Consider the following 21,646-nt stretch of genomic DNA (forward strand, 5'->3'; position numbering starts at 1 on the left):
CATAGCCCGGTCAGGCGGCACCTAAAGCGATACGCGACGGACGAACTCCTCGGTGTCGAACTCGAACGCAAGTTTCGCGCCGGTGGCCTTGTCCGAACCCCAGCCTTCCTTGAGCACGGTCATTACCGTCTGGCGGAAGCGTGGCGAGGTAATCCACATCAGCGAGAACATCTTGTTGCCCATGATCATCTTGTTGATCGCCCGCGATGCAATCGCCAGCGAGGGGACCGGCGTTTCCACGCAGTGCCACCACCAGTGCGGGGAAAACAGCACATCCCCGGCTTCCAGCGTGGTGGTATATTTGGGGATGTAGCGATACAACGGGTAGCCGTCGGCTTCGATCTCGTCATGGCTTTTGCGCCAGTCGAGCATGGTGGCGGCGTAGAACATGTCCTTGCGCGTGATCGGGTGCATCCACATCGAATGCTTGGGATGCACGAAGGTCCATTTCTTCACGCCGTTGATCATGGTGAACAGGTTCGGCCCGCCAGTGCAGTGCCACCCCGAAATCACCCCGCCGGCCGAGAGGAACATCTGCGTCGACATGATGCGTTTGTCGCGCGTGCTCAGGTACTTGCCCAGGGTTGCCAGGTCGAGTTCCTGGCGCAACTCGGGGTGCTTGTTGAACAGGTCTTCGGTGTGGCCCGGGTAGTAGGTGCCACCGCCGAGAATGTTTTCGACCACCTCGGCGATCGGCAGGTCGATGTACTGCAACGCCTTCTCGTTCAGCTCGTTGCCACGCACCCGGGTGGCCACCTTCACCTCGCCGTAGTGTTGCGCCAGGTATTCCGGCGTCCACTTGCGGACCGACTCCCAGTGTTTGGCAGCGCCACGGAACACCACCGGGGTGTTGGGCTCCAGGTAGAGCTTGTGGAAGTTCTCGGCTGACAGCTCGTTGATGTCGACCTCGGGCACCGGCAAGGTCGGGCCGTCGCCATACGCCCTGGACTGTTCCTGGATACGCGCCTCGATACGGCGGGTGCGCTCGATGCAGGCGGGGGTACCGTAGGGGCCATGTTCCTTGCGCCCGACCAGGTAGTACCGACGCAGGAAGTCCGCCCAGTAGCGGCTGCGGGTGAGCCAGTCGATCTTCGGATCGTGGCTCAGATCGATGGTCGGGAAGTCCGCCTGTGCGAAGCTGTTGTGTGAGCTCATTGCTTTGTCCATTGCCTTGCTACTCCCTGCTGGGTCATTGCGATTGACTGTTGAACTGCGACTCGGCATCCCGCGCCACGCTGGGCGCGGATCGGCTACCGAACAATCTGGCCAGGGCCTGTACCCCCCACTCGGTCAGGCCGATTTCCTGCAGTTCGGCCATCGCCTCGCCGAACAGGAACTGCCTGACATGCGGGCGCAGTTCCAGCGCCAGCAGGTCGATGCGGATGGCCACGGCGGGCGTGTTGTACTTGCTGTAATAGCGCACCTCGGATATGGCCCCGACGCCCATGAAGCGATACAGCGCCTGGTGCTTGGGTGGCACGGCGAACACCACATCGGTGCAGTCACGGCTGAACTTGGCGTGCTGCAGGGCAATACGGAACAGCGAGTACACGCACAGCATCCGGTCGGGGTCGTGGATGCTGTAGTTCATCGCGCCGAAATGCTCGGTGCCGACCGCCAGCATGCCGAACTCGACAAGGCGCCTGCCTTGTTTGCGCAAGGGCTCCAGGCAGTCGGCAAATACCGCGTCCATGGGCAGCCCCTGCTCCGAATCGGGAATCGAGGTCAGGGTCATGGCCACGTTCTGCGCCACCTTGCCCACGAACGTCACGGTCTGCGGGTTGAGCAGAAAACCGTTGGTGTACAGCCCATTCTCGGCCGGCTCGGCCAGGCCTTTGGCGAAGTAGGCGTCATACACCAGGCGATAGGCAGCCTCGCGCTCGTCGATGGACTTGGCCTGGGTCAGCGACAGCGGCACCGCCGCACGCTTGTCGGTGGCCGGGCAAAGCGGCTGGAACCCGGCAACACGCCCGGCTGCGGCAACCGCCTGGTCAACGCGCAGGCGCTGGCAGAGCTGCTTGACATCGCGCGGCCACTGCCGTGACACCTGCGTCGCGCAGGGGCTGCAACGCACCGAAGCAAGCTGGCCCGGCCCGTTCGCCTGTACCTCCACGACCTGCGCCTCGAAGGCAATGTCGCGCCGGGCAATCTCGTCCCTTCCCGCCAGTACCAGCACCTGGCCGGGTTGCACGGCCAGTTCCAGGTCCAGCGTCAAGCTGCTCTCGCCCAGTTCGCGCAAATACGCGGTCAGCGGCACGCCTTCGCCATCAGTGCCACGCAGGTTCACGGTCCAGGGCATTGCGCCTGCGTCAACGCCGCTTGTTTCCAGGTCGGTATTCAACATAGGTCTCATCAGCATCACTTCCCATTTTTTTTAACGTGAACATCCCTATCGGTACTTTCTGAACCCTTGCTCATCACCCAGCGCGTTTTTCTCCCTGGCCAAACAGCACCTGGGGTTGCGCTGCCGGGGCCTGGCGACGAGGCGTCACCCGCCGCACCACGGGCAGGGTGATCACCGTCGCCAGCAGTGCGACCACCATCAGAATCGCGTAGAGGTCGGCCGTGATGACGCCGATTTCCAGGCCTACGGTGAGCAAGATGATTTCCATCACGCCTTTGGTGTGCATCAGGGTGGCGAGCACGAATGCGTCGGGCCGGTCTAGCCCGGTGAAGCGCGCAGCCAGGTACGAACTCCCCGCCTTGCCCACCGCCCCCACCAGGAAAAACAACCCGCCCCAGGCCAGCAGCCCCGGCCAGCTGGCGGCATCGATCTGCACGTTCATCGCGGCCGTGCCGAAAAACAGCGGCGCGAAGAACAGGTTCACCAGCGGCTGGGGGCCTTTTTCCCAGAACTCGCGCAAACCCTTGTGCTTGCGGAAGGCGATACCGGCGACGAACGCGCCGATGGTGACGTGGGCGTTGGCCAGGTCGGTGATGACGCAGAAGGCGAACAGCACGATCAAGGCAGCGATCAGCGGCCTGGACGGGTCGCAACCCGCAGCCGCCCCGGAAGCCCCGACCAGGCGGCGGCTGACCACCAGTTCGGCGACCGCCACCAGCACCACCAGGGTGATGGCGGAATAGAAAATGCCCGACGTGCCTTTGCTCGACAGCAGCACCAGCACCAGCGACAACGCGAACCAGGCGAGGATGTCGGTGATCACCGCGGCATTCATCACCAGCGGCGACAACGAACGATGCGGGAACCGCGGATCAGCGAGGATCCCGGCCAGCACCGGAACCGCCGTGGCGCCCATGACGACGCCGAAGAACAGCATGTACGGCAGCCGCTCGACATGCCCTGAGAACACGCCATGGCTGATGTGCCCGAGCAGCATGCCCGCCAGGCCCGCGCCTATGAAGCCGCACAGGGCAATCGGCAAGGCCTTGCCTGCCTTGGCTTGCGCTGGGCCAGGTTCGGTGGCCCCGGCCTCCAGGCCAAGGCCGAACATGATGAAGATCAGGCCGATTTTGCCCAGTACCATCAACCCCGAGAGGTTGGCGAACAGTGCGCTGCTTAGGCCCGGGTCGAAGGCACCGAGGACCATGGGCCCGACCACCACGCCGGTCAGCAGGTAGCCGATCACGGCGGGTTGCCCCAGCCAGTAGCTGATGCGGCCCAGGCAATGGGAGATCCCGAGGATCACCAGTAACTGCAGGAAAATGCTTGCTGTGTTCATGGCCATTCAGTCCTTGGCTAGCGGGTTGCATGCGTGCTGCCCATAAGCCCGCAGCGGGTCTGTGACGCGGCTTTGCCGGGTAAGCCAGGCATGCGCGCAAACGCCCAGCAGCGCGATCAGGCAGACCATGACGCTGTAGATGATCGCGGCGATCGCCATGTCGACACTGCCAATCAGGCTGGCGATGACCATCGCCAGCGCGCTGTTCTGGATGCCGATCTCGACGGTGATCGAGCGCCGCTGCGCGCGGCCCAGCCCGGCCAGCCACGCCGCCACCCAGGCCAGGCCCATGGTCGCGCCGAACAGCACCAGCAGGCTGGCCCCCAGGCGCGAGGCGTAGTCTTTGAGCAGCGCGTACTCCCGCACCACCACGGTCAGGATCATCAGCATCAGGAAGGCGAAGCCGAGCAGGCGCAGCGGCTTCTGCAGCCGAACGCTGGCGCTCGGCCATTGACGGGCGATCAGCATGCCCAAGGCCAGCGGCAGCAGGGTCAGCAGAAACAGCCGCCATACCGTTTCGCCCATCGGCAGGCGCACCTCGTGGCTGAACAGACCGAAGTGCGCCAGGGCCAGCGAGGCCAGCAACGGCACACTGACAAACGCCACGCAGCTGGAAATCACGGTAAGCGAAATCGACAGCGCCACATCGCCCTTGACCAGGTAAGTGATGGTGTTGGAGGCCACGCCACCGGGGCACAGCGCCAGAATGATCACGCCAAGTGCCAAGGCACCTTCCAGCGCGAACAGCCAGGTCACCCACACGCCCAGCAACGGCAACACCACCACCTGGCCCAGGGTACCGATCACCACACCCGCAGGCGCCCGGAACAGGTTGGCAAAATCCGCGACCTCAAGGCCCAGCCCCATCCCGATCATCATCACGAACAGGATGACCGGCGCCAGGGTCCTGGCCAGTTCTATGGTTTCCATGCGCATGCCTCTGAAGGGTTCGCGGCCAGCCGGGCCTGGAGAAAGGCCACGACCTGTTCCTGGGCCTGGTAAGTGGGATGGCTTGGCTGGTCGACGTAGCTCACCCCCAGCACCGAATGGGCCCAGCGGCCGATCCCGTGCGGGTTGCGCGCACTGGAGTCGATTTCGCAGGCCACGAAGCGCTCGCCGAAAGCCTGTTTCAGGCTTTCGAAGCGCGCGTTCGGCACGGCCGGGTCGCCCGTGAAGCGCAGCCCCAGCACGGTGATGTCCTGCTCGCTGGCGCGCCGGCTGATGGTTTCCAGCACCGCGTGCTCAAGGCCCAGTGCCCCGGCTTTGCCGGCAGACAGGGCAAACGGCAGCGACGGGTTGGCGAGCACCGGGGCAATCACCGCGGCATCCGCCATCATGGCCAGGCCGAAACCACCGGTCAGGCACATCCCGATCACGCCCACGCCGGGCCCGGCGCAGGTCTCGTGGGCGCAACGGGCCAACGCTCGCAGCCAGTCGGTGATCGGGCTGCGGCGCCGGCTGGCCAGTACCTTGAACTCGCGCGAGATGCACACCTTGCCCATGCAGCTGGCCACGGATAACGCCGAAACCCGCACCCCGGGCTCACCGAACAACACCGGCAGCCACACGCTCAGGCCGGCGTCTGCCAGCCGCCGGGCCAGGCGCACGACCCCCTCGTGCAACCCGGGGACCTCGTGCATCAGCAACACGGCCGGCCCTTCGCCCAGGCGAAAGACCTGGCGCGACACGCCTTCATGCGAGAAGCGGAAGTCCGTGAAACCTGCGAACAGTCCGCTGGAGAATGCTGTATCGCTCATCGATACCATCCTTGGTTGAAACATTGGGAAGGGCGGCGCTGCCGATTTCGTTCATGGCCGGCACCGCCAGCGGTCAGGCGAAATCGTGGGCCTGGCCGGCCTTGTGTGGCTGGCCCTGCGCGCGCGGCGCCTGCTGCGCTGGGGCCATGCGCAAGTCTTCAAGACGCAGGCCCAGTTCGCGCAGCGAACGGTCGATATGCCGGCCCATGAAAATCCGCCGGCGCACCATGAAGTCCATCAGCGCGAAAATGATCTGCCAGCGGGTACGCCCCGCCTTGCCTTCGCGCACCAGCTTGGCGAACTCGGGTTTGTACGGGTTGTAACCAAGGTGCTTGAGGTCGGAATACATCAGCAGCCAGTTCAAGGTGAAGTTGCTCAGTACCGGGTTGGCGTGCACCTTGTCCTGGACCAGCCCCAGTTCGATGACCGCCCTGGTGACTCCTGCCTGGTCGTAGTCCCAGGCATGGAACGGGGCCAGAATGCGCGGCAGCCTGACCTGCCCAGGGTATTGCTGCGGGTTCCAGAACAGCGCCCGCTCGTGTTCCTCGAACACCCCGTTGGCGAACAATTCATGCGGCGTCCAGTCCTGGGCAATGCGTTCCGGGGCCATTTCGTAGAGCATGCGCTCGGGCTCCGGCTGGCCAGGCGAGTAGCCGGTGAAAATCAGCGGGATGTCTTTCTCGAGGGCGAACCGCAACAGGTCGCCCTCACGGATATCCAGCCAGAAATAGCAAACGGTGTGCACCGCCCCCTTGGGGCCCTGATTCATCAGCAGGTGGCGGATGAAGCGGCGGTAGACACTCTGCACCGGGCGGTGGACGTGATGGTCCACCCCCAGGGCCTTGATGGTGCGGCGGATGTTGTCCCAGGTTCTGGGCGGTATGTCGTAGTCGCTGGTATACGCCAGCACTTTCAGCCCGTAATCCTTCACCAGCCGATGCAAGAGGTAGCAACTGTCCTTGCCGCCGCTGAAGGAAACGATGCAGTCGTACTGCCTGCCACTGCCCTTGGCGGCGCGTAGCGTCGCCTCCAGATCGTGCTGAAACTGCATGCGCCGCGCCTCCTGGCGCACATTGCCACCTCCCTGCGCCACGCGGCACAGGTTGCAGATACCGTCAGAATCGAGTGCCACCCCCTCGACGGCATCGGTCAGCAAGCAGGTGACGCATACTTTCTTGAACATACCGACCAGCTCCTTTCTATCCTTGTCGTATTCGAAAAACAGTCCGTGTCAGGTCACGCGCCGACCGTTGCCCGGCTGTGCTGCAGGCGGGCGTAGGCCTGCCGCGCCAGTTGCAAGGCCTCGCCGAGGAAATCGCCATAAGCGGTCAGTGCCCGCTCGCCAATGGCAACCAGGTGGTCGGTGAACTCAGGCTTGGCCTTGATCAACTCGGCAACGACGCGGAAGTTGATATCGGTATGGCCAAAGTCGAAGCGGACATGTTCGGCCAGGAACGAAATGCTTTGCTGACCACGCTCGCACAATGCGGCGCTGCACGCTTTCATCAGCGGTGGGCCATATTGCGTGGTGATCAATTCAATCTCGACATCGATTGCAAGTTCCGCCCAGGGCGCATCGCCGGCTACCACATCCTTGTGCAACTGGTGATAACGGCGCACCGACGGCGTCAAGTTGGAAACCAGCAAATCATCGGCATTGAACGGCATGCCCGGGTTGTTCAAGTTCCACAGGTCGACCAGTTTGCGCACATCCGCAGCCGCCCATTCGTGATGGCCATCTTCTTCTTCGGTGTGTTCCTTGAAGAACTCGGCCAGGTCATGCAGGCCCAACGCCTCGCAGCGCATGCCGGCGGTGGCCAGATACTCGGGGATAGGCGTTGTCAGCGCGGCACTCATGGCGCTCCAGTAGATCATGAAGAGGTTCACCAACCGAGGCTCCATCGGCGCGTTGAACAAGGCCTGCACGTCGTCACGGTTGGCAAACTTTTCCCGGGCCACGGCCATGCGCACCTGGTACTCGTTATTCATTTCCGGGGTCAATTCAACATTCATTTTTCACGCTCCTTTGTAGGATCAATTAAAACCTTATATGTCCAGATTTCGGCTGCACGCGGGCGCAAGAACCAACTTTCCGGTTCTTCTTCAGCGTTAACCTTTACCGCCAATCGATGTACCGCACGTTGCTCGGTCAGAAGTAGTAATGAACCCCCGCATACAGTTGATCGTTATCTCGAAACTCACCGAATATGCCTTCGTCATGCCCGGCGAAGTGCATGCCGCCGGCCCGCAGTTCCCAGTCGTCGGTTACCCGCCAACGCACTTGCAAGCGCAGGAAACGGTCGGTCATGTTCATGAACTCGCGACCCTGGAACTCCAGCCAGACATCCTCCCCTTTCAAGGGCACATTGACCCGCCAGGTCACGCTCGGCCGGTATTTGTCCGGTTGCATCTGGCCGTTGTGGTTGCGGATGTAATCCAGGGTGTACTGCAGGTTGATGTAGGTACGCGAAGCGAAGGTGTAATCCATGCCCGCCACGCCCCTGAGTGTGTCCCGGCGTTCCACCAGGCCGGGTACGCTGAGGTCGTAGGAGACGTAACCGGCGTCGGTCACGTAGGCCAGTTCGCCGCGCAGGCCGATGCCGTCGCGCCCCGATTCGAACGCGATCGAGCCGGTGTGCTGGCGGGCGTGGTACGGCTGCACCGTGCCGATCGCCTTGCCCCCCGGGTCGAACCCCTGGATATCGGCACGAAACGCCGCCAGTTGCTCGAAGTGATAGGCGTAGTTGAACGACAGGTCGTAATTGTCACCGCGCAACACCCGGCGCAGCGCGAACACGCTTTCACCCAGCCCGCCCGACTCGACGGCGGTGGACCGCTCGCGCAGGCCCAGGCCGCGCACATAGTTGTTCTCGACGAACAAGCTCCACTCTTCCCCTGGCTGCGCCAGCAAGTCCTGGCGGAACTGCGGCTGCCAGACCATCTCCACGAAACCGCCATCGTCGAGGAAGTAGCGGCCACTCACCGCCGTCACCGGCCACTTGCGCTCAAACCGGGTGTGCACCAGGAAACTGCGAAAGTCTTGCGGGGTGAAGCTGTCGATCACGCTGACTTCATCGGCCACACCCCACTGGATCACCTGGCGGCCAATGCGCCAGTTGGTGCTCTCGCCATCCCATTCGACGAATGCCTCCCAGAGCCGGGCCCGGCTTTCGTTCTCGTCGGCCGTGCCGCGCATGTCCTTGTGCTCCAGTTCCATATCCGCCGACAGCACCGTGCGCAGGCCATCGCCCTGATGGTCCAGCTCCACCCGGGCACGCCCGCGCTGGCCGCTGTCGAGGTTGGACTTCAACGCGCTGGAGCCCACTTCACCACCGCTGCCAAGCCCGGCGGCCGAGCGCATGTCGACAAAGCCGGTGACCGTGCTCTGCCCGTGCGGGCCTGCCCATGCCTGGTTGCTCACAAGCGCCGCCGTGGTCAGCAGGGCAGCCGCCAGCCCGTGGAGGTAACCGCCCATTCACTCCACCATCCCGTTGGTTGCCTCATCGACCACCCGCTGGATCTCTGCCGGGTAGGCAAAGTGCTCGATGCTTTTCTCCATCTGCCGCACCGATACCAGTGCAGCGGGCAGCCCGACATTCACCTGGACCCAACGGCGCTCCAGTTCGGTCTGATGGCCATTGCGGAAATCCTTCACCTGGACCAGGCGCTCGTAAAGCGCATCGCCGTATGCCCGGACATCGCTGCGCCGGACTTGCTTGATCAGCGTGCCCGCGCTGTCGAAGAAGTCGATGCGGCTGGGGAAGTAGCTGCCATCCGCACGAATGTAATAGCGGCGCTTGGCATAGGCGGAGTTCGACGAAGGCTTGGCCACGCAGTCGATGACATGCACGGCAAAGCCGTCCTCACTGGCCTGCTCCACGTAGCGGTAGGTCCAGTCTTCGAGGTTGAGCTTCTGCAGGTCCTCGTAGATCAGGTCCGAGCCCACCCAGGTCTGGTGCTTCGAGGAAACCCGCCTTACCCGGCTGGCGGCCGGCAGGAACAGGTACTGCAAATCCTCGGCATCACGCACTTCCTCGTTGAAAGTGGCGATGTTGCGGATGCTGCGCGGGTAGAAGAACTTCTGCAGGTCGAGATCGCCTTGCTGGCTTGCCAGGTGATACCACAGCAGGCCGCGCTGGCGGCGCACGCCTGCCTGGTCGGTCAGGGTCACCATCAGCATCGACACCGAGTCGTTGCCAATCGGGCGGCTTTCGGAGCGTTCGATGACTGCCTTGGGCTCCTCGGCCGGCGCCGTGGCGCCCGCCGGTACCGTGGCGTCCGCCAATGCCAGCGTCGGGCAACACAGCCAGGCAAGCAGGAAAATCCGCTTCATGCGTGCATGCCTCCCGCCTGTCGATAGGTCGCCAGCAAGCCACCGGCCATGCCTTTGGGGCGGTACACCTCCTCCAGGCCGACAAACTGGTCGGTTTCTGCCAGGGCCGCGCGAATGGCGGCTGCAGCCGCCTCCAAAGCGCGCTGGCTCTTGCCGGGCACCGCGATCGCGAAGCGCACCTGAGCATCACCCTGTTCGCTCGACGCACCTGGGTTGAGCGCACCGCGTACACCGTGGCTGACATACAGGTGATTGAGGAACGCGCGCGCCGGGCACAGGTGCGCCGCCATGTCGGCGAACGCCGCGCTGCCATGCAGGAACAGCCCATGCGCACCGGCACTCAGCCCGCGGCCGGCACCGACCAAGCCATGCAGACGACGCACCTGGTCGATGCGCGCACGTACGCGCTCCACCAGGCCGGACGGCTCGTGCAGCGCCGCCAGCAGCCGGCGTTTGCCCATCAGGTCCAGGCCGCTGCCGAAGATCAGCGCCTGGTCGAGGCAGCGCTCGAACAAGGCACGCTCACGCAGCGCCAGGAAGCCCCCGATGGTCGTCGGCATTTCCTTGGTCGCGCTCATCAACACGCCGTCGGCCAGCTCGCACATGGCCTTGACGATGTGCAACTCGTCACTGCCCTGCCAGCCGCTGGCATGTTCGCGGACCAGGCAGGCATTGCTGATGATCCGCGTTGCATCGAGGATCAGCGCAATGCCGTGCCGGGAGGCCACTGCCTTGATCGCCCGCAGGTTCTCGACCGACATCGGCGCACCGCCGATGGCGTTGGTGCACGGTTCCAGCACAATGAACGGCACCCGCTGGCGCCCCACGCGGCGGATGGCGCATTCCAGCGCGGCACTGTCGAGGTCGGCAGCGAACACGCCGTTGCCGTCAACCGTCGGCACGCTGCACAGCGAAGCGCCCTTGAGCCGAACGTGAGCCTCGAGGGTGGGGAACGGCGCACTGCCCAGCACGCAATCCCCCGGCGACACCAGGGCATTGACCAACAAGGCTTCGGCCAGCCGCCCCTGGGCCACGGCAATCACCTGCGGCAGGTTGAAAAGCCCGGCGAAGGCATTCGACAACTGCTCGTCCAGCTCGCGGTCAGCGTCCTGCTGTGCGGGGAAGCTTGGATAGGCCCGGTGCATCAGGCTGTCTGTCTGGTAGTCATCCAGCACCAGGCGTGACGGTACCAAGTCAAGGTTGAAGCCATGCCGGACGAGGACCTGCGCACGGCCTTCGGCGGTTTCTGCCTGCAACGTCATGCCAACGCCCCTTGCGTGACGTCGAGTACCTTGTGATTCATGCGGTTGAGGTCGAAGAACATCACCTTCGGCAGCACGATCGGCTCGCGGAAACCCGGCACCAGGTCATGCAGCAGGTAGTTGACGCATTCGGTTGCCAGCAACGATGTGGCGATCAGCACGCCAACCGCCACCGTCGGTACCTTGCCGACTTCCAGGCTGCGGACGATGGCCTGCATGTGCTGCGGCACGAAGATTTCGTCGAAAACCCGTGGCAGCGAGCCCTGCTCCTTGGCGCCCTTGAGCGTCTCGGTCCAGTAATCCATGGCCAGCCCATCGGGCGCGGAGCACAGGGCGAAACAGCCGAAGCCCATGATCGGCCCGGCGACGCTGAATACCCCCCGCTGGCGTGCCTTGGCGTGGATCGATTCGCGCAGCACGTGGGTGACGTTGGCATCCAGGCAGTCGACCAGGATATCCGCGCCGCCGAGGAACTCGTCCTGGTTATCGGCAGTGATACCCTCGACGAAGATCTCGACCTTCGCCTGCGGGTTCAGGTCGAGAATCAGCTCGCGATAGACCAGCGCCTTGTTGCGGCCCAGCGTGGCCCCGGTCGCAGCCCATTGGCGGTTCATGTCCGGCGGATCGAAAACCCCCGGGTCCGCCAGTTTGAACGTCTGTACGCCCATGCGGCACAGCGTCAGGGCCATGGCGCCGCCCACGCCGCCACAGCCGGCGATGACCACGCAGCTGGAAGCCAGCCGGTCGATGCCTGCCTCGGTCAACAGTGCAAGCGAGCGGTTCAGCATATCGTCGTTGCTCATCATGAGCCTCCTTGTTTTCCACCTATGTAAATCTTCGCCTCGGGGTTGCCGAACGCTTGCCCGGCACCCCGCAGACGCCTGATCCAGCCTTGCCATCCTGCGCAACGGTGCGTGACGCAACTTGTTGCGGCCCGGTCGATGACCCGGGGCCTTGCTGCCCACACCATTAAACTAACGAGTCAATTAAGTCGCCAAATTCCAAATACAACTCCGCCGTCATGCAAGTTCAACGCGCGTAACAGAGCGCTGAACGGGCATTATTAAAACTGCCAGTTCATTATCACCATTATTAAACTTGAACGTTTACCCGCGCGCTTTCCAAGCGCCTATATTGTTAAACCGGCAAGTTTAATTCCGACCTGGAAAAACCCTGAAAAACCGGTTCGAAACAGGCAGCACGACAGGTACCACAGCCTCGGTGATAGGAAATAAAATGCTTACAAATCAACAAGATACGAAACAAGAAACGAAACCAGACCCACGCATTGGCCGCAGCCGCTCGCGCACAGGCAGGTGCACTTCCGATGCGCCCAGGTACATCGCCTGGCGTTCTCCAGAAGAAACAGTCATTAACTTATAACGAGGGCGATACTAAACGCAGAACCCACACTATTCAAGCCACTATTTTTGCAGCTTTGAATTTCCGGGATATTTGCGACGCACTCCGACACGCAGCGACATCTCTGCGCCGGCGTATTAAAACTGAAATATTCGATTTTTGTAGCGGGCATTTATCCAGGCAAGCGCAGCCCCGACAGCGGTCGTGTCGGGGCTGTACCTGGCAGCGGCGGTGGCGTTACGCCACGGCCATGGCCGCGAACGCGGCATTCAGGTCGTCGATCAGGTCGCGGTAGTCCTCGATCCCCACCGACAGGCGCAGCAGGTTTTCGCTGATCCCCATCACGCCCTTCTGCTCCGGGCTCAGCGAGCAGTGCGACATGCTCCAAGAGTGGTTGATCATGCTTTCCACGCCACCCAGCGAGTCGGCCAGCACGAAGATCTGCAGCGCCTCGACCAGGCGGTTGAGTGCGGCGCGGTCGCCCTTGACCTTCATCGCCACCACCGCCCCGCCACTGCGCATCTGGCGCTTGCACAGTTCATGCTGCGGGTGGCTCTCCAGCCCGGGGTAATACACCTGCTCGATCTGCCCGTGGCTTTCGAGGAAGCGTGCCACCTGCAAGGCGTTGGCACACTGGCGCTCCATGCGCACATCCAGGGTCTTCAAGCCGCGCAGGGCCAGGTAGCAGTCGAACGGCCCCTGCACCGCGCCAATCGCCATGCTGATGCGGCGCAGGCGCGCCAGCAGCGCTTCATTGGCCGCGACCACCACGCCCCCGGTCAGGTCGGAGTGGCCGCCGATGTACTTGCTGGCCGAGTGCATCACCAAGTCGACACCCAGGCTGATCGGGCGCTGGTTCCACGGCGAGCAGAAGGTGTTGTCGATGCAGGTGAGGATGCCCCGCGCCCTGGCCAGGTCGCACACTGCCTTGATATCGACCAGGTGCAGCAGCGGGTTGGTCGGCGACTCGATCCAGATCAGCTGGGTATTCGGCTGGATGGCGGCGGCCACGGCGTCGAGGTCGTTGAGGTCGACGTAGGTGGTGGTCAGCCCGGAGGTGTGGCTGCGGTAGTCTTCGAGGATGCGGAAGGTGCCGCCGTAGACACCGTTCATCACCACCACGTGGGCATCCTTGGGCAGCAGCTCGAGCACCGTGGCGGTGGCGTTCACGCCCGAGGCGCAGGCGACCGCGCCCACGCCCTCTTCCAGGGCCGCGACACAGGTTTCGTAGGCATGCCGGGTGGGGTTGCCGACACGGCTGTAGGAGTATTCCGGCTTGTCGTCCAGGCTGCGCTTGGTGAACGAGCTGGCGGTGACGATCGCCGGGAAGATGGCGTTATCGGCGACGCTGAACTGCTCGCCGGCGTGAATGGTACGGGTGGCAAAATTGCGCGGCTTGTCGGACATGGTCAGGCCCATTGGCAGAGAGAAAGCCGCCACTATCGCACAAGCCAAAACTTCCAGGCTTGGGGTAATCTGTGAAATATTTTTCGCCACGGCCCCCGCGCAATATGGACAGCTTCGACCAGCACATTCTCACCCTGCTTCAGCGCGACGCCGCGATCTCGCTCAAGGACCTGGCCGAAGCCGTCAACCTGTCCACCACGCCATGCTGGAAGCGGGTCAAGCGGCTCGAGGAGGACGGCTACATTGTCGGCCGGGTCGCCCTGCTCGACCCTGAGCGGCTGGGGCTGGGGCTGACGGTGTTCGTCCAGCTCAAGACCCAGCGCCACGACAGCGCCTGGCTGGAGCAGTTTGCCGCGACGGTGACCGGGTTCGAGGAAGTGATGGAGTTCTACCGCATGTCGGGGGACTGGGATTACATGCTGCGGGTAGTGGTAGGGGATATCGCCGCGTACGACCGGTTCTACAAGAAGCTGATCAACAGCACCGACGGGCTGTCGAACATCACCTCCAGTTTTGCCATGGAGCAGATGAAGTACACCACCGCCTACCCGGTGAACCGTTGCTGACCGGTGCTGGGTTGTTCGCGGGCTTGCCCGCTCCCACAGGCCTTGAAGCTGGTGGTGAACCTGTGGGAGCGGGCAAGCCCGCGAAGAGGCCGGCACAGAAAACCCATCAATTCACAGCCGGCACCGCCGCAATCCGGTTCCCCGCCTTGGCCTTCTCGACCTTGATCGCCACGAACTTCGAGGTCGGCGTATAGGTCCCCTCGCCATAGCTGTCCAGCGGCACCAGCGGGTTGGTCTCTGGATAATAGGCAGCCGCCTGCCCCTGCGGCACATCGTACGCGACCAGGCGGAACCCCGACACGCGCCGCTCCACGCCATCGTCCCACAGCGACACCAGGTCCACCTGCTCGCCCGGCTCGAAGCCCATCCGGCGAATGTCGGCCTCGTTGACGAACACCACTTCGCGCAGGCCGAACACCCCGCGATAACGATCGTCCAGGCCATACAGGGTGGTGTTGTACTGATCGTGCGAGCGCAGGGTCTGCAGGATCAGGTCCGGCTTGTCGCCGCGCGCCAGCACCTGGGCATTGACCAGCTGCTGCGGTAACGGGTGCGGGCTGAAGCGTGCCTTGCCGGTGGCCGTGCGCCAATGGCGGTCGGCGGCGTTATTGCCCAGGTGGAAGCCGCCCGGGTGCTGCAGACGCTGGTTGAAATCGCTGAAGCCGGGAATCACATCGGCGATCATGCTGCGGATACGGCCGTAGTCGGCAACGGCGTAGGCCCAGTCGATCGGCTGCTTGCCCAGGGTCGCCTGGGCCATGCCGGCGATGATCCACGGCTCCGAGCGCAGATGCGGCGAACGCGGGCGCAGCTGGCCATGGGAGAGGTGCACCATGCTGAAGGTGTCTTCCACAGTCACGCCTTGCGGCCCGCTGGCCTGCAGGTCGATTTCGGTTCGGCCCAGGCACGGCAGGATCAGCGCATCGCCGCCGGTGACCAGGTGCGAGCGGTTGAGCTTGGTGGAAATCTGCACGGTCAGCGCGCAGTTGCGCAGGGCGGCGTGGGTGCGCGGTGTATCCGGCGTGGCTTGGGCAAAGTTGCCGCCCAGGCCGATGAACACCTTGGCCCGACCTTCTTCCATGGCCTTGATCGCCAGCACCGCGTTGTGCCCATGGGCGCGCGGCACCCGGAAGTGAAAGCGCTTTTCCAGGGCATCGAGCAGCGCCGCCGGGGGCTTCTCGTCGATGCCCATGGTGCGGTCGCCCTGCACGTTGCTGTGGCCACGCACCGGCGACAGGCCGGCGCCGGGCTTGCCGACGTTGCCGCGCAGCAATTGCAGGTTGACGATTTCCTGTACGGTCTGCACCGAGTGGCGGTGCTGGGTGACGCCCATGGCCCAGCACATGATGACCCGCTCCGCCTTGCGGTACATGCGTGCGGCCAGTTCGATCTCGGCCTGGGTCAGCCCGGACTGCTCGACGATGTGCGCCCAGGGCGTGGCATCGACCGTATCCAGGTAGGCGTCGAGGCCACTGGTGTGCGCGGCGATGAAGGCATGGTCGAACACCGCCGGTTCGCCATTGGCCTGGGCTTCTCGCTCCCATTGCAGCAGGTACTTGGCGATGCCGCGCATCACCGCCATGTCACCGCCCAGCGCCGGCCGGAAGTAGGCCGTATTGGTCGGTTCGGAGCCATTGCTGAGCATCTCGAACGGGTGCTGCGGGTGCTGGAAGCGCTCCAGGCCGCGCTCTTTCAGCGGGTTGAAGCAGACCACCTGGGCCCCGCGCTTGACCGCTTCACGCAGCGGTTCGAGCATGCGCGGGTGGTTGGTGCCAGGGTTCTGGCCGATGACGAAGATCGCATCGGCCAGCTCCAAGTCATGGAACACCACGGTGCCCTTGCCCACGCCAAGGGTTTGCGTCATGCCCACGCCGCTGGCCTCGTGGCACATGTTCGAGCAATCGGGGAAGTTGTTGGTGCCATAGGCGCGGACGAACAGCTGGTAGAGAAAGGCCGCTTCGTTGCTGGCCCGGCCCGAGGTGTAAAACTCGGCTTCGTCGGGCGAGCCCAGCGCGCGCAGGTGCCGGGCGATCAGCGCAAAGGCTTCTTCCCAGCTGGTTTCGACATAGTGGTCGGTGGCCGCGTCATAGCGCATCGGGTGGGTCAGGCGGCCCTGGTACTCCAGCCAGTAGTCGCTCTGCCCGGCCAGCGCAGTGACGCTGTACCGGGCAAAGAACGCCGGGTCCACCGAACGGCCGGTGGCCTCCCAGTTGACTGCCTTGGCGCCGTTCTCGCAGAACTTGACCCTATCGTTTTCCGGCGACTCGCCCCAGGCGCAGCCGGGGCAGTCGAAGCCACCGTTCTGGTTGGTCTTGAGCATGGCCCGCAGGTTCTTGAAGGCATTGTCGCTGCCCAGCCAGCTCTTGGTCACGCTCTTGAGCGCCCCCCAGCCGGCAGCGGCGCCTTTGTAGTCCCTGATGTGTCGGTCCTGGCTCATGCGGTGAATCCTCACGCTTCGATGCTTTTTTTCAGCCTATGGAGCGTGGGGTAGCGCCGTCCAATCGAAAGATCTTACGGGGTGATAAGCGCTTTCGATGATGGGCCGGAACCGAGTCACGGCCTTCGCGGGTGAACCCGCTCCCACAGGGACCCCACAGGTTTCCAGGCCTGCGCTTTACCCGCGAATTGGGCGACGCAGTCAACACTTTGAAATACATAGCCTGCAGCCGTGATAGAAACCATCGATCAAGCAGTCGGGCAAAGCAATTTGACGGCCCTGCGCCCAGGTTATAGCTTGGATCGAGTCCCAACCCATTCGAGCGCGAACGTGGAACAGAACAGCCGGGCCCTGATCGACGGCTTCAACCGGAAAATCGACTACCTGCGGATGTCGGTCACCGACCGCTGCGACTTCCGTTGCGTGTACTGCATGGCCGAAGACATGCAGTTTCTGCCGCGCCAGCAGATTCTCAGCCTTGAAGAACTGTTTCAGGTGGCCGAGCGCTTCGTCGCCCTCGGCACCCGCAAGATCCGCCTGACCGGTGGCGAACCGCTGGTGCGCCAGGGCATCGTCGACCTGTGCGGGCGCATCGCCGCCCTGCCCGGCCTGCGCGAGTTGTGCCTGACCAGCAACGGCTCGCAACTCGGGCGCCTGGCCCAGCCGCTGTTCGACGCAGGGGTGACCCGGCTGAACATCAGCCTCGACAGCCTCGACGCCGAGCGTTTCAGGCAACTGACTCGCACCGGCGACCTGCACCAGGTCATCGCTGGCATCGACGCCGCGCGCCAGGCCGGCTTCCAGCGCACCAAACTCAACTGTGTGGTGCTCAAAGGCCGCAACGACCACGAACTGGTCGACCTGGTGCGCTTTGCCATCGACCGCGAGCTGGACATCACTTTCATCGAAGAGATGCCCTTGGGGGTGATCAGCGAACATGAACGCGGCGAGTCGTTCTGCTCCAGCGATGAAGTCCGCGAACTGCTGGCCGAGCAGTTCACCCTGATCGAATCGACCGAATCCTCCCAGGGCCCGGCCCGCTACTGGCGCCTGGCCGAAGCCGGCAACACGCGGGTCGGCTTCATTTCGCCGCACAGCCACAACTTCTGCGCCACCTGCAACCGCGTGCGCCTTACCGTCGAAGGCCGCCTGCTGCTGTGCCTGGGCAACGAACATTCGGTGGACCTCAAGCACGTGCTGCGCGCCCACCCGGGCAACCCCGAACGCCTGGAGAAGGCTATCCGCGATTCGCTGCACCTCAAGCCGTACCGCCATCACTTCGAAGTGGGTGGCGATGTGCAGATCCTGCGTTTCATGAACATGACCGGCGGCTAGCCAGCCGCCTCTGGATTGCCATGATCGTCCACCCTGCCCCCGATGTGCTGCGCGTCCTGTTCACGCTCAAGGGTTCGATCATCAAGCGGATTGCCCTGCGTTGCCTGATGGTGACCGTGCTGGCGGCGCTGATCGTGCTGGTCGAACGGCACTTTCCGGCGTTTTTCTACCCGGTCAGCGCCACCCCGTTCACCTTGCTGGGCCTGTCGCTGTCGATTTTCATGAGCTTTCGCAACAACGCCTGCTACGACCGGTGGTGGGAGGGACGCAAGGCCTGGGGCAAGCTGATCATCGAAACCCGCTCGTTCGTGCGCGAAAGCCAGGTGATTGCCGACCAGGCCCTGCGCGCCGAACTGCTGCGCAGCTTGTGCGGCTTTGCCCATGCGCTGAACGCGCATCTGCGCAACGAAGACGAACTGGCCGCCGCCCGGCCCTGGCTGGCCCGGCCCGAGGCGCTGGCCCCGCACAACGTCTGCGACGCCATCCTGCGCGAGCTGGGCAGGCACTGTTCGCGGCTGGCCGAACAGCAGCAGATCAGTGAATGGCGCTACAGCCTGCTGGAGCAGCGGCTGGTGGGCCTGACCGAGGTGCAGGCCACCTGCGAGCGAATCAAAGGCACGCCGTTGCCGTTCCCCTACACATTGTTGCTGCACCGCACCATCTACATTTTCTGCCTGCTGCTGCCGTTCGCCCTGGCCGAGCCGCTGGGCTGGCTGGCGCCGCTGTTCACCACCCTCGTGGGGTACACGTTCTTCGGGCTGGATGCGATCGGCAACGAACTGGAAGACCCGTTCGGGCGCGATGAGAACGATTTGCCGACCGATGCCATGGTGCGGACCGTGGAGCGTGATGTTTTGGCCGGGCTTGGGGAACAGCAATTGCCACCGGCGTTGTTGCCGGTGGGGTATGTGCTGAGCTGACTGATCGTTGTGGCCTGTTATGGCCTTTTCGCGGGTGAACCCGCTCCCACAGGGCCCCCACAGGTCTGAAAGCTGCGCCGAACTGTGGGAGCGGAAAGGGCCAGGAAAGGAGAGCACTCAACCCCGGCTGGCACAGGCCTCGATCGGTTTCAGGTGCTTGACGAAGTTGCACGGCCGGTGCCGCGCATCCAGCTGCTCCGCCAGGATCCCCTCCCACGCGGTACGGCAGGCCCCGGTCGACCCTGGCAGGCAGCAGACCAAGGTCTGGTTGGACAACCCGGCCAGCGCCCGGCTCTGCACGGTCGAGCTGCCGATGTCGAGAATCGACAAGGCCCGGAACAGTTCACCAAAGCCATCGATGCGCTTGTCCAGCAGGCACTCGACCGCCTCCGGCGTGCTGTCGCGGCCGGTAAAGCCGGTACCGCCGGTGATCAGCACCACTTGCACCTGCTCGTCGGCAACCCAGGTGGCGACCTGGGCGCGGATCTTGTACAGGTCATCTTTGAGCAGCGCCCGCGCCACCAGGCGGTGGCCGATCTCCACCGCGCGGCTGGCCAGCAGTTCACCGGAGGTGTCGTTGGCGTAGGTACGGGTGTCGCTGACAGTCAGCACGGCGATATTGAGCGGTACGAAGACCGCGTCGGGTTGGACGCGCACGGCGAGGCTCCTTGAATGGCAGTGTCGTCACGCTAGAGGCATGGCCCGGGAGCGTCCAATCGATATGGCGTACCGGGTGATCAATGACATCTATCGCAGATGTGGGTTAAGGTCTGCATAACCCGATACCAGGCACTTCCATGGACATCAAGCAGCTCAAATTCCTCATCGCCCTCGACCAGACCCGCCACTTCGGCCAGGCCGCGGCGCTGTGCCACATCACCCAGCCGACGCTGTCCATGCGCCTGCGTAACCTGGAGGACGAACTGGACCTGGTGCTGGTCAAGCGCGGCCAGCGCTTCGAAGGTTTCACCGAGGCCGGCGAGCGTATCCTGGCCTGGGCCCGCACCTTGCTCGCTGCCCACGACGGCCTCCAGGCCGAGGCCGCCAGCTGCCGTGGCCAGGTGGTCGGCAGCCTGCGCCTGGGCACGGTGCCGCTGGCCAGTTTCAACCCCATGCACCTGCTGCTGCCGCTGCGTGCCAAATACCCCGAGCTGCATTTTCAGCTCAGCTCGCTGAGCTCGGAACAGATCATCGACGGGCTCAGCCGCAACCAGCTCGACCTGGGCCTGTGCTACCTGGACCAGGTCAACAGCAGTTTCTTCGAAGTGATCGAACTGGGCACCACCACCATGGGCCTGCTGCACGACACCCGGCACTTTCAGTTCAGCAGCGACAGCCTGCGCTGGGACGCACTGTGCGACATTCCGCTCGGGCTGCTGAGCAAAGGCATGCATTACCGCCAGTCGCTGGACCTGAGCTTCCGCAGCCGCGGCCTGCAGCCGAACGCGGTACTGGAAAGCGACTCCACCTTCCAGCTGATCCAGGCCATCAACACCGGCCTGTGCTGCGCGGTCATGCCACTGCACTGCGGCCTCGAAGACCTCAGCGAGCACCTGCGCATCCTGCCGGTGGCCGACGCCGCCATCCACAGCCCGGTCGGCCTGCTGCTGCGCCGCAGCGAGCCGCGTTCGGCGATTGCCGAACAGTGCTTCACCGAGGCGCGGGCGCTGTTTCAGGCCAGTTGAGCGCTGGTCGCCTGGCGGTACTGGCGCGGGGTGAAACCGGTCAATTGCTTGAACTGGCGGCTGAAGGCGCTGTGGTCGGTGTAACCGCAGCACATCGCCACTTCGGTGATCGGCAGTGCCGAATGCAGCAGGCGGTGGGCGTGCTCCAGGCGCGCCTTGTGGATCATCTGGCGTGGCGTGAGGTGGAACACCCGCTTGCAGTAGCGCTCCAGCTGGGCCACGGAAATACCGGCGATGCGGGTCAGTTCGCGCATGCTGATCGGCTGGTGGAAATGCTGGCGGATGTACTCGTCCACGGCCGCCAGGCGCTGGTAGGCCGGGTGGCTGTCGGCGGCTGACTGCAGGTCGACCGAAATACCGACCAGGCCAATGATGTCCCCTTTCAGGTTGTACAGCGGGCGCTTGTGGGTCAGGCACCAGCCGGGCTCGCGGCTGCCATACAGGTGCAGCTCCAGCTGGTCTTCCAGTACCAGGCCTTGCTGAAGAACGCGGCGGTCCTGCTCGGTGTAGCCGGGGCCCAATTGGGCCGGGAACACTTCGGCGCTGGTCTTGCCCAGCAGCGGTTGCAGGCGCTTGAGGCCGCAGCGCTGGACCAGGGTGGTGTTGGCCAGCACGTAGCGGGCAGCAGGGTCCTTGATGAAGATCGCGGCGTTGGGGATGGCGTCGAGGATCGGCAGCAGCAGGGCGACGCCGGCGAGCAGGGCCTCGAGGCTGGCGGGGCGGTGCTGGTCGAGGGACTGGTAGAGGGTGGCCAGGGGGGTGTCGGTCATTTGTTCTGTCTCGGTCTGCCGTGCTGGCCTCTTCGCGGGGGCGGCCCCCCCCCCCCGGGGGGGGGCCAACACGGGGGGGGGGGGCGGGCCCCCCGGAGGGCCCGCCGCCCAAAAAAATTTTAAAACCCC

The 21,646-nt window shown here is 64.0% G+C and carries 19 protein-coding genes; 4 read left to right on the plus strand and 15 right to left on the minus strand.

Going from position 1 to position 21,646, the window contains the following annotated elements; all coding sequences use genetic code 11:
• Nucleotides 1-21: 21 nt before the first annotated feature.
• From C6A77_RS12700 to C6A77_RS12755, 12 genes are all read right to left on the minus strand, one after another.
• A complete protein-coding gene (locus C6A77_RS12700) occupies nt 22-1,155 on the minus strand; it encodes a cupin-like domain-containing protein (protein ID WP_161959667.1) in 1,134 nt (377 codons plus the stop codon).
• Between the two features lie 34 nt (nt 1,156-1,189).
• The gene (locus C6A77_RS12705; RefSeq protein WP_133295881.1) at nt 1,190-2,353 is read right to left on the minus strand and encodes a hypothetical protein; all 1,164 of its coding nucleotides are present in this window, start codon (nt 2,351-2,353) and stop codon (nt 1,190-1,192) included.
• A gap of 64 nt (nt 2,354-2,417) precedes the next feature.
• Nucleotides 2,418-3,683, minus strand: a complete 1,266-nt coding sequence (locus C6A77_RS12710; RefSeq protein WP_161959668.1) for a cation:proton antiporter — start codon at nt 3,681-3,683, stop codon at nt 2,418-2,420.
• A 6-nt stretch (nt 3,684-3,689) separates the two neighbouring features.
• Nucleotides 3,690-4,613 (minus strand): bile acid:sodium symporter family protein, encoded by a 924-nt coding sequence (locus tag C6A77_RS12715; protein ID WP_161959669.1) that lies wholly within the window; start codon nt 4,611-4,613, stop codon nt 3,690-3,692.
• Nucleotides 4,601-5,440, minus strand: coding sequence for a dienelactone hydrolase family protein (locus C6A77_RS12720; RefSeq protein WP_114169783.1), 840 nt, complete (start codon nt 5,438-5,440; stop codon nt 4,601-4,603). Before C6A77_RS12720 ends, C6A77_RS12715 begins: the two co-directional genes overlap by 13 nt.
• Before the next feature lie 73 nt (nt 5,441-5,513).
• Nucleotides 5,514-6,623, minus strand: coding sequence for a hypothetical protein (locus tag C6A77_RS12725; RefSeq protein WP_178082385.1), 1,110 nt, complete (start codon nt 6,621-6,623; stop codon nt 5,514-5,516).
• A gap of 53 nt (nt 6,624-6,676) precedes the next feature.
• Nucleotides 6,677-7,453, minus strand: coding sequence for a hypothetical protein (locus C6A77_RS12730; protein WP_114169784.1), 777 nt, complete (start codon nt 7,451-7,453; stop codon nt 6,677-6,679).
• Nucleotides 7,454-7,589: 136 nt separating this feature from the next.
• Nucleotides 7,590-8,915: a DUF1302 family protein gene (locus tag C6A77_RS12735; RefSeq protein WP_114169785.1), complete on the minus strand. Its 1,326-nt coding sequence runs from the start codon at nt 8,913-8,915 to the stop codon at nt 7,590-7,592.
• Entirely contained in the window at nt 8,916-9,773 is an 858-nt protein-coding gene (locus C6A77_RS12740) for an outer membrane lipoprotein-sorting protein (RefSeq protein WP_114169786.1), read from the minus strand.
• Entirely contained in the window at nt 9,770-11,035 is a 1,266-nt protein-coding gene (locus tag C6A77_RS12745; protein ID WP_114169787.1) for a beta-eliminating lyase-related protein, read from the minus strand. The genes C6A77_RS12740 and C6A77_RS12745 overlap by 4 nt, the downstream gene beginning before the upstream one ends.
• Nucleotides 11,032-11,838: a ThiF family adenylyltransferase gene (locus C6A77_RS12750; RefSeq protein WP_158090314.1), complete on the minus strand. Its 807-nt coding sequence runs from the start codon at nt 11,836-11,838 to the stop codon at nt 11,032-11,034. Before C6A77_RS12750 ends, C6A77_RS12745 begins: the two co-directional genes overlap by 4 nt.
• A 796-nt stretch (nt 11,839-12,634) precedes the next feature.
• Nucleotides 12,635-13,816, minus strand: coding sequence for an aminotransferase class I/II-fold pyridoxal phosphate-dependent enzyme (locus tag C6A77_RS12755; RefSeq protein ID WP_114169789.1), 1,182 nt, complete (start codon nt 13,814-13,816; stop codon nt 12,635-12,637).
• Nucleotides 13,817-13,908: 92 nt separating this feature from the next.
• Between C6A77_RS12755 and C6A77_RS12760 the strand changes: the two genes are divergently transcribed.
• Complete coding sequence (locus C6A77_RS12760) at nt 13,909-14,370, plus strand: Lrp/AsnC family transcriptional regulator (RefSeq protein ID WP_114169790.1); 462 nt, start codon at nt 13,909-13,911, stop codon at nt 14,368-14,370.
• Between the two features lie 106 nt (nt 14,371-14,476).
• Here C6A77_RS12760 and C6A77_RS12770 read toward each other — a convergent pair whose 3' ends face one another.
• Nucleotides 14,477-16,807: an FdhF/YdeP family oxidoreductase gene (locus tag C6A77_RS12770; protein ID WP_114169792.1), complete on the minus strand. Its 2,331-nt coding sequence runs from the start codon at nt 16,805-16,807 to the stop codon at nt 14,477-14,479.
• Between the two features lie 330 nt (nt 16,808-17,137).
• On the opposite strand from C6A77_RS12770, the gene moaA reads away from it, so the two are divergent.
• Together moaA and C6A77_RS12780 are read left to right on the plus strand one after the other, a co-directional pair.
• Complete coding sequence (moaA, locus tag C6A77_RS12775) at nt 17,138-18,142, plus strand: GTP 3',8-cyclase MoaA (RefSeq protein ID WP_114169793.1); 1,005 nt, start codon at nt 17,138-17,140, stop codon at nt 18,140-18,142.
• Between the two features lie 20 nt (nt 18,143-18,162).
• Nucleotides 18,163-19,062 (plus strand): bestrophin family protein, encoded by a 900-nt coding sequence (locus C6A77_RS12780; protein ID WP_114169794.1) that lies wholly within the window; start codon nt 18,163-18,165, stop codon nt 19,060-19,062.
• 117 nt (nt 19,063-19,179) lie between these two features.
• Here C6A77_RS12780 and moaB read toward each other — a convergent pair whose 3' ends face one another.
• Nucleotides 19,180-19,719: a molybdenum cofactor biosynthesis protein B gene (gene moaB, locus C6A77_RS12785; protein WP_114169795.1), complete on the minus strand. Its 540-nt coding sequence runs from the start codon at nt 19,717-19,719 to the stop codon at nt 19,180-19,182.
• Nucleotides 19,720-19,859: 140 nt separating this feature from the next.
• Here moaB and C6A77_RS12790 point away from each other — a divergent pair, with 140 nt between their 5' ends.
• Nucleotides 19,860-20,747: a LysR family transcriptional regulator gene (locus tag C6A77_RS12790; RefSeq protein ID WP_114169796.1), complete on the plus strand. Its 888-nt coding sequence runs from the start codon at nt 19,860-19,862 to the stop codon at nt 20,745-20,747.
• Here C6A77_RS12790 and C6A77_RS12795 read toward each other — a convergent pair.
• The gene (locus tag C6A77_RS12795; protein WP_114169797.1) at nt 20,735-21,517 is read right to left on the minus strand and encodes an AraC family transcriptional regulator; all 783 of its coding nucleotides are present in this window, start codon (nt 21,515-21,517) and stop codon (nt 20,735-20,737) included. The two genes, C6A77_RS12790 and C6A77_RS12795, sit on opposite strands and share 13 nt — an antisense overlap.
• Nucleotides 21,518-21,646 lie beyond the last annotated feature (129 nt).

This window comes from Pseudomonas sp. AFG_SD02_1510_Pfu_092 (genome assembly GCF_003331055.1).
Lineage (GTDB): Bacteria > Pseudomonadota > Gammaproteobacteria > Pseudomonadales > Pseudomonadaceae > Aquipseudomonas.

Coding starts and splice junctions, on each gene's coding strand:
- C6A77_RS12700 (WP_161959667.1), bottom strand. CDS start 1,155: ATGAGCTCACACAACAGCTTCGCACAGGCGGACTTCCCGACCATCGAT.
- C6A77_RS12705 (WP_133295881.1), bottom strand. CDS start 2,353: ATGAGACCTATGTTGAATACCGACCTGGAAACAAGCGGCGTTGACGCA.
- C6A77_RS12710 (WP_161959668.1), bottom strand. CDS start 3,683: ATGAACACAGCAAGCATTTTCCTGCAGTTACTGGTGATCCTCGGGATC.
- C6A77_RS12715 (WP_161959669.1), bottom strand. CDS start 4,613: ATGGAAACCATAGAACTGGCCAGGACCCTGGCGCCGGTCATCCTGTTC.
- C6A77_RS12720 (WP_114169783.1), bottom strand. CDS start 5,440: ATGAGCGATACAGCATTCTCCAGCGGACTGTTCGCAGGTTTCACGGAC.
- C6A77_RS12725 (WP_178082385.1), bottom strand. CDS start 6,623: ATGTTCAAGAAAGTATGCGTCACCTGCTTGCTGACCGATGCCGTCGAG.
- C6A77_RS12730 (WP_114169784.1), bottom strand. CDS start 7,453: ATGAATGTTGAATTGACCCCGGAAATGAATAACGAGTACCAGGTGCGC.
- C6A77_RS12735 (WP_114169785.1), bottom strand. CDS start 8,915: ATGGGCGGTTACCTCCACGGGCTGGCGGCTGCCCTGCTGACCACGGCG.
- C6A77_RS12740 (WP_114169786.1), bottom strand. CDS start 9,773: ATGAAGCGGATTTTCCTGCTTGCCTGGCTGTGTTGCCCGACGCTGGCA.
- C6A77_RS12745 (WP_114169787.1), bottom strand. CDS start 11,035: ATGACGTTGCAGGCAGAAACCGCCGAAGGCCGTGCGCAGGTCCTCGTC.
- C6A77_RS12750 (WP_158090314.1), bottom strand. CDS start 11,838: ATGAGCAACGACGATATGCTGAACCGCTCGCTTGCACTGTTGACCGAG.
- C6A77_RS12755 (WP_114169789.1), bottom strand. CDS start 13,816: ATGGGCCTGACCATGTCCGACAAGCCGCGCAATTTTGCCACCCGTACC.
- C6A77_RS12760 (WP_114169790.1), top strand. CDS start 13,909: ATGGACAGCTTCGACCAGCACATTCTCACCCTGCTTCAGCGCGACGCC.
- C6A77_RS12770 (WP_114169792.1), bottom strand. CDS start 16,807: ATGAGCCAGGACCGACACATCAGGGACTACAAAGGCGCCGCTGCCGGC.
- C6A77_RS12780 (WP_114169794.1), top strand. CDS start 18,163: ATGATCGTCCACCCTGCCCCCGATGTGCTGCGCGTCCTGTTCACGCTC.
- C6A77_RS12790 (WP_114169796.1), top strand. CDS start 19,860: ATGGACATCAAGCAGCTCAAATTCCTCATCGCCCTCGACCAGACCCGC.
- C6A77_RS12795 (WP_114169797.1), bottom strand. CDS start 21,517: ATGACCGACACCCCCCTGGCCACCCTCTACCAGTCCCTCGACCAGCAC.